This window comes from Exiguobacterium sp. s127 (assembly GCF_018618695.1).
In the GTDB taxonomy this organism is placed as follows: domain Bacteria; phylum Bacillota; class Bacilli; order Exiguobacteriales; family Exiguobacteriaceae; genus Exiguobacterium_A; species Exiguobacterium_A oxidotolerans.
On the sequence record NZ_JACSMO010000021.1, the window covers coordinates 6,691 to 14,773 of the forward strand.

Annotated in this window: 6 protein-coding genes, 2 tRNA genes, 1 rRNA gene and 1 other annotated feature; of the genes, 1 reads left to right on the forward strand and 8 read right to left on the reverse strand. The window is 47.1% G+C overall.

All coding sequences use genetic code 11. The features are described 5' to 3' along the window. Position 1: 1 nt before the first annotated feature. From KNP98_RS15710 to pdxS, 6 genes are all read right to left on the reverse strand, one after another. Positions 2-89: transfer RNA gene (locus KNP98_RS15710), tRNA-Ser, on the reverse strand. Between the two features lie 35 nt (positions 90-124). Then, positions 125-215: transfer RNA gene (locus KNP98_RS15715), tRNA-Ser, on the reverse strand. 137 nt (positions 216-352) lie between these two features. Beyond that, entirely contained in the window at positions 353-1,630 is a 1,278-nt protein-coding gene (gene serS / locus KNP98_RS15720) for a serine--tRNA ligase (RefSeq protein WP_088835956.1), read from the reverse strand. Between the two features lie 61 nt (positions 1,631-1,691). After that, positions 1,692-1,899: a binding site (T-box leader), on the reverse strand. 12 nt (positions 1,900-1,911) lie between these two features. Then, complete coding sequence (locus KNP98_RS15725; protein WP_214771818.1) at positions 1,912-3,156, reverse strand: D-alanyl-D-alanine carboxypeptidase family protein; 1,245 nt, start codon at positions 3,154-3,156, stop codon at positions 1,912-1,914. Positions 3,157-3,243: 87 nt separating this feature from the next. Continuing rightward, complete coding sequence (gene pdxT, locus KNP98_RS15730; protein WP_088835954.1) at positions 3,244-3,825, reverse strand: pyridoxal 5'-phosphate synthase glutaminase subunit PdxT; 582 nt, start codon at positions 3,823-3,825, stop codon at positions 3,244-3,246. Further along, positions 3,819-4,706, reverse strand: a complete 888-nt coding sequence (gene pdxS, locus KNP98_RS15735; RefSeq protein WP_483297887.1) for a pyridoxal 5'-phosphate synthase lyase subunit PdxS — start codon at positions 4,704-4,706, stop codon at positions 3,819-3,821. The genes pdxT and pdxS overlap by 7 nt, the downstream gene beginning before the upstream one ends. Positions 4,707-4,835: 129 nt before the next feature. Here pdxS and pdxR point away from each other — a divergent pair, with 129 nt between their 5' ends. After that, on the forward strand, positions 4,836-6,227 hold the full coding sequence (gene pdxR / locus KNP98_RS15740; protein WP_214767977.1) for a MocR-like pyridoxine biosynthesis transcription factor PdxR: 1,392 nt from the start codon (positions 4,836-4,838) through the stop codon (positions 6,225-6,227). A gap of 144 nt (positions 6,228-6,371) precedes the next feature. Here pdxR and guaB read toward each other — a convergent pair whose 3' ends face one another. Next, positions 6,372-7,838 carry an IMP dehydrogenase gene (gene guaB / locus KNP98_RS15745; RefSeq protein ID WP_029332179.1) on the reverse strand — a complete coding sequence of 489 codons (1,467 nt, stop codon included), beginning with the start codon at positions 7,836-7,838 and terminating at the stop codon, positions 6,372-6,374. Between the two features lie 158 nt (positions 7,839-7,996). Next, a 5S ribosomal RNA gene (rrf, locus tag KNP98_RS15750) occupies positions 7,997-8,083 on the reverse strand; the annotation flags it as partial.

Consider the following 8,083-nt stretch of genomic DNA (forward strand, 5'->3'; position numbering starts at 1 on the left):
GAGGAGGCGGTGGGATTCGAACCCACGCACGGCTTTCGCCGCCTGACGGTTTTCAAGACCGTTCTCTTAAACCACTTGAGTACGCCTCCAAGTTATATGTAGTTTTCAGGTAAAAAAAAAGAAATGGAGGAGGCGGTGGGATTCGAACCCACGCACGGCTTTCGCCGCCTGACGGTTTTCAAGACCGTTCTCTTAAACCACTTGAGTACGCCTCCGTACTTATAATCGAGCAAATTGTAACGTGCTTGCCTTCCTGACATAAATTATAATAGCATCTTGGTTTTACTCTGTAAAGACCTTTTCTAAAAAAACTTTTTAAAAGTATAAAGGGGGAAGGCTCCCCCTTTTCTACTTATGCTTGAATCACTTTGAGTCCACCCATGTATGGACGAAGTACTTCTGGAATAATAACTGAACCATCTGCTTGTTGATAGTTCTCTAAGATTGCTGCGACCGTCCGGCCAACAGCAAGCGCAGAACCGTTTAATGTATGCACGAATTCCGGTTTTGCATTCGCTTCCCGGCGGAAACGAATTTGTGCCCGGCGCGCCTGGAAATCTTCAAAGTTTGAACAAGAAGAAATCTCGCGGTAAACGCCTTGGCTCGGCATCCAGACTTCGATATCGTATTTCTTCGCTGCTGTGAATCCAAGATCCGCTGTACACATGCTGAGGACTTGATACGGTAATTTCAATCGTTTAAGCACTTCTTCGGCTTGACCAGTCAACAGTTCAAGTTGTTCATAAGACTCTTCCGGCTTAACGAAACGAACGAGCTCCACTTTGTTGAATTGGTGTTGACGAATCAGGCCTCGTGTATCACGGCCGGCAGATCCGGCTTCTGAGCGGAAACACTGGCTGTATGCTGCATAACCGATCGGTAATTGGCTTGCTGCCAAGATTTCATCCCGGTGCATGTTCGTCACCGGCACTTCCGCTGTCGGCACGAGGAAGTAGTTCGTCTCTTCGACTTTGAACGCATCTTCTTCAAATTTCGGAAGTTGACCTGTTCCTGTCATTGATTCGCGGTTGACCATGAGTGGCGGTAAAATTTCCGTATAGCCGTTTTCATCTTGATGCATGTCCATCATGAAGTTGATTAACGCACGTTCGAGACGTGCACCTGCCCCACGATAGAAAACGAAGCGACTTCCTGTGACTTTCCCTGCCCGTTCCACGTCGACGATTTTTAATTGCTCCATCAAATCCCAATGCGGGACGGCGTCGAAGTCAAAGGCCGGTTTATCACCCACTTCACGGATGACGACATTATCATCCTCTGAAGAACCGATCGGGACGCTGTCATGCGGAATGTTCGGGATACCAAGCAACAGTTGATTCAACGTCGCTTCGACTTCGCGCAACTCGTCGTCGATTCCTTTAATCTCATCTCCGACAGTTCGCATCGCGGCAATTGCCTCGTCGGCATTTTCTTTATTGCGTTTGAGTTCTGCAATTTTTTTCGTCGCGTCATTTCGTTCTGCTTTTAAGACCTCGGTCCGGGCAATCAGTTCACGACGTTTTTCATCTAACGCGATGAACCGATTCATGTCCGTTAAATCTTCTCCGCGGTGTGCAAGTTTTTCTTGGATTGCGTCAAAATCCTGACGCAGACGTTTAATATCAATCATGTGTATTCCTCCTTTTTTTCAATAAAAAAAGGCAATCCATCCCTCTCCGGTATAAAAACCGAAGAGGGACGAATCACCTGGATCCGCGTTGCCACCCTCATTGCTAGTCGTACTAGCCAACTCAAAGACGCGATAACGGGCGTACCCGCACCTTGTTCGCAAGGTGTGCGATCCGGCTCGATTCAAGGCATCCTTCTGACTAGTTCACACCAACCACTAGCTCTCTTAACAGAATAAATTCCTTTACTTGGTCCGTTCATTGCATCGTTATGAGATTAGCTCTACTTTACACTATCCTGTTTGAGATTGACAAGTCCCGGTTTACGAATCGCATCATCAATTTTATCAGACCAGGCCGCAATCGCCCGGAACAAACGGGTCTTGAAGCTCGCCAAAGCGATTCGCTCCGCACTATAGAGAAGTGATCTCGGCACATCAAACCCCGGCAAGTACATGCCTTCATCCTTCACTTGAACCGTTCCGACACTTGCGCCATTCTTGATTGGAGCATGGGTCAGATTAAACGTAAATACGGGTGGACGGGTTGCTGCGTTCTTCGGCACCGTCACGTAAAGCGATGCATCCGTGATGACGTCATAGTCTGTTTCTTCCGCACCACGAATCGGGAAGACGTCTTTAATCCGCTCGCCTTTTCCGTAATAAGTCAACGGCTCAAACGATGAGAAGCCATAATCGAGTAACTTTTTTGTTTCTGCAAACCGCGCTTGATCGGATGTCGTCCGCATGACGACTGTAATGATCGTCATGTTATCTTTCGTCGCGACACCGGCAAAACAATATCCGGCAAGATCAGTCGTCCCTGTCTTCATCCCACGCATCCCGGGATACGCGTACTTTTGATCTTTCAACATCTTATCGGAGTTTTGGAGTGTGATGCCATCCAGTTTCATCGAAGAACGACTCGTGACATCTAAGACATCGGGATAATCTTTAATAAAACGAATGACGAGTAGTGCAATGTCGGTCGCTGTCATCAAGTTCGTCCCCGGTAAGGCTGCATCGACTGCATCGAGTCCCGATGCATTTGAGTATTCTGTATTGTCCATCCCAAATGTATTCGCCGTCTCATTCATCAGCTTGACGAATTTTTGTTCTGTTCCGGCAACGACTTCAGCAAGTAATACAGCCGCATCATTAGCTGACTTGATGAACGCTGCATCATAGAGCTCACGAACGGTATATGTACGATTGCTTAACGGCACCCGTGCCAATCCTGGTGTGCCTGCTAATTTGAGTACTTTTTGGCTTGGTTGAACTTTTTTGTTCCAGCTTAGTTTCTTTTGTTCGATTTGACGTCGGACTAAGTAAAGTGTCATCAATTTCGTCATCGAAGCCGGAGGTAAAGCCAAATCGGCTTGTTCTTCTAACAATACTTTACCGGTCACAGCATCGACCATGATGTAGGATTCTGCCTTGATCGTCGGTACCTCGGCATAACTCGTCACTGGGAGTAGACTCGTCGTCAGTAAAAGGACGCTCAAGAAGAGTATGAAAAGTCGTTTCATCGTTCCTCTCCTTCAATTCATTTATACCCTCAGTGTAGCATAAAAAAAGTATCCCACAGCTTGAACTGAAGGATACTTTTTTTGTCGTTAGATGACGTGAACCGAACGTTGCTGTTTTACTTTTTCAATAAAGTAACGATGCAAACAGGTATCGTTCGTTAATTCCGGATGAAACGAACAGGCGAGATGCATGTCTGTTTCGACGACGACGATCTCGTCGTCAATGCGAGCGAGAACGCGGGTCGCTTGATCGATTCGTTCGACATAAGGGGCTCGAATAAAGACAGCTTCAATGTCCGCCCCGATTCCGTCGACGGCTAGCATCGTTTCAAAACTGTCCACTTGGCGACCGAACGCATTTCGTTTCACTTTCATCGGGATTGCCCCGAGGTGAACATCTCCTTGTTCAAGTTCCGTCGCTAATAAAATCATCCCGGCGCACGTCCCGAACATCGGTAACGTCTTTATTTTTTGTCGAAGGGGCACAAGCAAGGCGTAGCGATCAATCAATCGGCGCATCGCTGTCGACTCACCACCGGGCAAGACAAGTCCGGCGATTCCTTCTAAATCTTCCGCCGATTTGATGATTCGTGTTTTTACACCGAGCGATGCCAACATCTCAAGATGTTCCCTGACTGCCCCTTGTAGACCAAGTACCCCGATTACCATCCTCGTGGTGCCATCCGTTCCTCAAACGGCATCGACGTGACATCAATCCCCTTCATTGCTGTTCCGAGACCTTTCGAGAGATACGCAATTCGTTCGAAGTCATCCCGGTACGTCACGGCTTCGACGATCGCTTTCGCAAATTTTTCCGGTTGCTCCGATTTAAAAATGCCTGAACCGACGAAAACACCGTCAGCTCCAAGATGCATCATCAATGCAGCATCTGCCGGCGTCGCGATTCCACCGGCAGCAAAGTTAACAACGGGTAGACGCCCTTCTTGCTGAATCATCCGTAAGACTTCGTAAGGTGCACCCCACTCCTTCGCCCGTGTCATCAACTCATCCGGATTCGTATGTAAAATCTGGTTGAGTTCAGCTTGAATTTTTCGCATATGCCGGACGGCTTCGACGACGTTACCCGTTCCCGGTTCGCCTTTTGTCCGAATCATCGCCGCACCTTCCGCAATTCGGCGAGCCGCCTCTCCTAAATCGCGCGCCCCACAAACGAACGGTACCGTAAACGTCGACTTCAACAGATGGTACTCTTCATCAGCCGGTGTCAGGACTTCACTCTCATCAATGAAATCGACCCCCATCGACTCAAGAATCCGTGCTTCGACGATATGGCCGATTCGGCATTTCGCCATGACAGGAATCGTGACGGCATTTACGACCTCTTCCGTGATGGTCGGATCTGCCATTCGTGCCACACCTCCAACTCGGCGAATATCAGACGGGACACGTTCGAGTGCCATGACGGCGACAGCACCGGCTGCCTCTGCGATTTTCGCTTGCTCGGCATTGACGACGTCCATGATGACGCCCCCTTTTTGCATCTCAGCCATTCCTCTTTTGACACGATCCGTTCCTTGTTGCCGTTCCATCATTCTAAATTCCCCCTTGAACAATTTGATTGATAGCTCCGTACTTACGTTTTAGTATAGTCTTGATTGACTATTTTAAAAGTATCAGTTTATGATGAAATGAACAGGTCAGTTTTAGGAGGTACTTCAATGGATATGTTATCGTTCGAGTTAATACGAGAGGGCAATAAGCCGTTATACGAGCAATTGTATCAACAGATTCGTCAAGAAATCATCGATGGACGTCTAGAGTATGGTGTCAAATTACCGTCAAAACGAAAACTCGGTCAGTTCTTGAACTTGAGTCAAACGACGATTGAGCTCGCCTATCAACAACTCGTCGCCGAAGGCTATGTCGAGTCAGTTTCAAGAAAAGGGTATTTTGTCTTAGCACACGAAGAGCTTGCTTATGTAAAGAAAATACCACTAGCAACGAAGCAATACCTTTCTCCGTCCACCTATATCCGTCATGATTTCCATCCGAGTAAAATCGATGGATCATCTTTTCCTTTTTCACGTTGGCGAAAACATGCGAAAGATGTCATCGATGAACATAATCAATCCCTTGTTTCTCTCGGACACCCGCAAGGCGATCTCGCCTTACGTGTTGAAATTGCGACCTACCTATATCACTCAAGAGGTGTCATCTGTTCGCCTGAACAAATCATCATTGGGTCTGGGGTCGAACAACTTTTGCCCCAACTGATTTTCCTGCTAGGACAACACGTCACCTACGGAATCGAAGATCCCGGTTATCATGCGACCAGACTCATTCTTGAGAATCATGGACGAACAGCAATCCCGATTCCGGTCGATCAAAGTGGTGTCAAAGTCTCGACTTTAAGTCAGACTGATGTGGATATCATGTATGTGACACCTGCCCACCAATTTCCGTCCGGAAGCATCTTATCCGTCAATCGGCGCCGGCAATTGGTGAACTGGGCTGCTGAATCCCCGACACGTTACATCATTGAGGATGACTACGACAGTGAGTTTCGTTATAGTGGCAAGTCGATTCCGTCACTCCACAGCATCGATAGTGAACGAGTACTTTATTTGAGCACCTTCTCCAAGTCGCTCATGCCTTCACTGCGGATTGGCTACATGGTCCTTCCGCCTTCTTTGCTTGAGCGCTATCAGACCGAACTCTCCTATTACACATGCAGTGTCTCACGTTTTGATCAAACGATTTTGACACGCTTTATGAAAGAAGGCGACTTCGAGAAACATTTGAATCGGATGCGAAAGATCTATCGGCGTAAGTTAGACATCGTCGTCAATTCGTTACGTGCTATCTCATCCCTGCGCTTGACCGGCGAAAGTGCGGGTTTGCATGTCGTCGTTTCTGTTGCGAACGGGATGACGGAAGAAGAATTAGTCAGGCGAGCACACGACGCTTCAATTCAGGTCTATGGTTTATCCCAGTATGCACAACTTCCGTTAGAAGCAATGCACCCACAAATCGTGTTAGGTTTTGCAAGTCTATCGGAATCAGATCTTGAAGAGGGGCTTGGGGAGTTGTTACAGTCTTGGCAGTTGTAACAGCAGTCTTTCGGACTGTGAACAAAACCAGCTTGAACGTGTCCGTGATTTTCATATAGGCTATGTCGTGAAACACCTTGAGCCGCCTAACATCATTAATCTATAAACAAAAAAAGGCCCCGCATCATCTGCAGGGCTTTCTTTTTATTGGCGTGTATAGTTCGATGCTTCTTTTGTGATTTGAATGTCATGTGGGTGACTTTCTTGTAAGCCAGCACCCGTCATGCGGATGAATTGTGTGTCTTCTCGCAATTCTTCTAATGAAGCTGCTCCACAATATCCCATTCCTGAACGAATCCCACCAACGAGTTGATAGACAGAATCACCGAGTTTTCCACGGTAAGCGACACGACCTTCAATTCCTTCTGGAACGAATTTCTTATCTGCTTCTTGGAAGTAGCGATCTTGACTACCACGTTTCATTGATGCTTCAGAACCCATACCACGGTATGTCTTAAATTGACGACCTTGGTAGATCTCCATTTCGCCCGGGCTTTCTTCAACACCAGCAAGCAGACTACCTAACATGACCGCATGACCGCCAGCTGCAAGTGCTTTGACGATATCGCCCGAGTACTTAATTCCGCCGTCGGCAATGATGGAGACACCATGCTTACGGGCCTCTGTCGCACAATCAAAGACTGCAGTGATTTGTGGAACCCCCACTCCCGCAACGACACGTGTCGTACAAATTGAACCAGGTCCAATCCCTACCTTGACGACCGATGCACCAGCTTCAATTAAATCGCGTGTTGCTTCTGCGGTTGCAACGTTCCCAGCGATGATTGGAAGATTTGGATATTCATCACGAAGCTCACGTACTTTTAAGAGTACGCCTTCAGAGTGACCGTGTGCCGTATCGACGACGAGTGCATCGACGCCTGCATCAACAAGAAAACGTGCGCGAAGAGATGCATCTTTCGTGACACCGACAGCTGCAGCGACGAGAAGACGTCCGAATTGATCTTTTGCTGCATGTGGATATTGTTCGACTTTTTCAATATCCTTTGTTGTGATTAAGCCTTTTAATACACCGTTCTCATCAACGAGTGGTAACTTTTCAATGCGATGTTTGTGGAGAATTTGTTCTGCTTCTTCAAGTGACGTACCAACTGTAGCAGTGACGAGTTCTTCTGTCGTCATGACCGTCTCAATTACCGTCGAATAGTCTTTAACAAAACGAAGATCACGATTTGTTAAAATACCAACGAGTTTCCGTTCTGTTTCGTTGTTAACGATCGGAACACCAGAAATACGATATTTACTCATTAAATATTCAGCATCGTATACTTGGCGTTCAGGTGTAAGATAAAACGGATTCGTGATGACACCATTTTCAGAACGTTTGACGCGATCGACATGTTCTGCTTGGTCTTCCATCGACATGTTTTTGTGGACGACACCTAGACCGCCTTGACGTGCCATGGCAATCGCCATTGGTGCTTCCGTCACAGTATCCATTCCTGCACTGATCAACGGGATGTTCAGTGTAATCCCTTCGCATAAGGATACAGATAGATCGACGTCACGTGGTAAGACACTTGAACGACGTGGTACAAGCAAAACGTCATCAAACGTCAAGCCCTCTTTAGCAAATTTATTCTCCCACATGTTTATCCACTCGCTTTCTCTTTGATAAAAGAATATTGATGTTATGGTAACAAGGAGAAACAGTCATGTCAATGACTCCAGTAATAATCAGAACAGTCTGAAGTTTCACACAACACAAAAAGACCGACCTGCAAGATGCAGATCGGTCTTTTTCAATTGCCTGGCAACGTCCTATCCTCACAGGGGGAAGCCCCCAACTACTTTCGGCGTTCAAGTGCTTAACTTCCGTGTTCGGCATGGGAACG

Coding starts and splice junctions, on each gene's coding strand:
- serS (WP_088835956.1), bottom strand. CDS start 1,630: ATGATTGATATTAAACGTCTGCGTCAGGATTTTGACGCAATCCAAGAA.
- KNP98_RS15725 (WP_214771818.1), bottom strand. CDS start 3,156: ATGAAACGACTTTTCATACTCTTCTTGAGCGTCCTTTTACTGACGACG.
- pdxT (WP_088835954.1), bottom strand. CDS start 3,825: ATGGTAATCGGGGTACTTGGTCTACAAGGGGCAGTCAGGGAACATCTT.
- pdxS (WP_483297887.1), bottom strand. CDS start 4,706: ATGGAACGGCAACAAGGAACGGATCGTGTCAAAAGAGGAATGGCTGAG.
- pdxR (WP_214767977.1), top strand. CDS start 4,836: ATGGATATGTTATCGTTCGAGTTAATACGAGAGGGCAATAAGCCGTTA.
- guaB (WP_029332179.1), bottom strand. CDS start 7,838: ATGTGGGAGAATAAATTTGCTAAAGAGGGCTTGACGTTTGATGACGTT.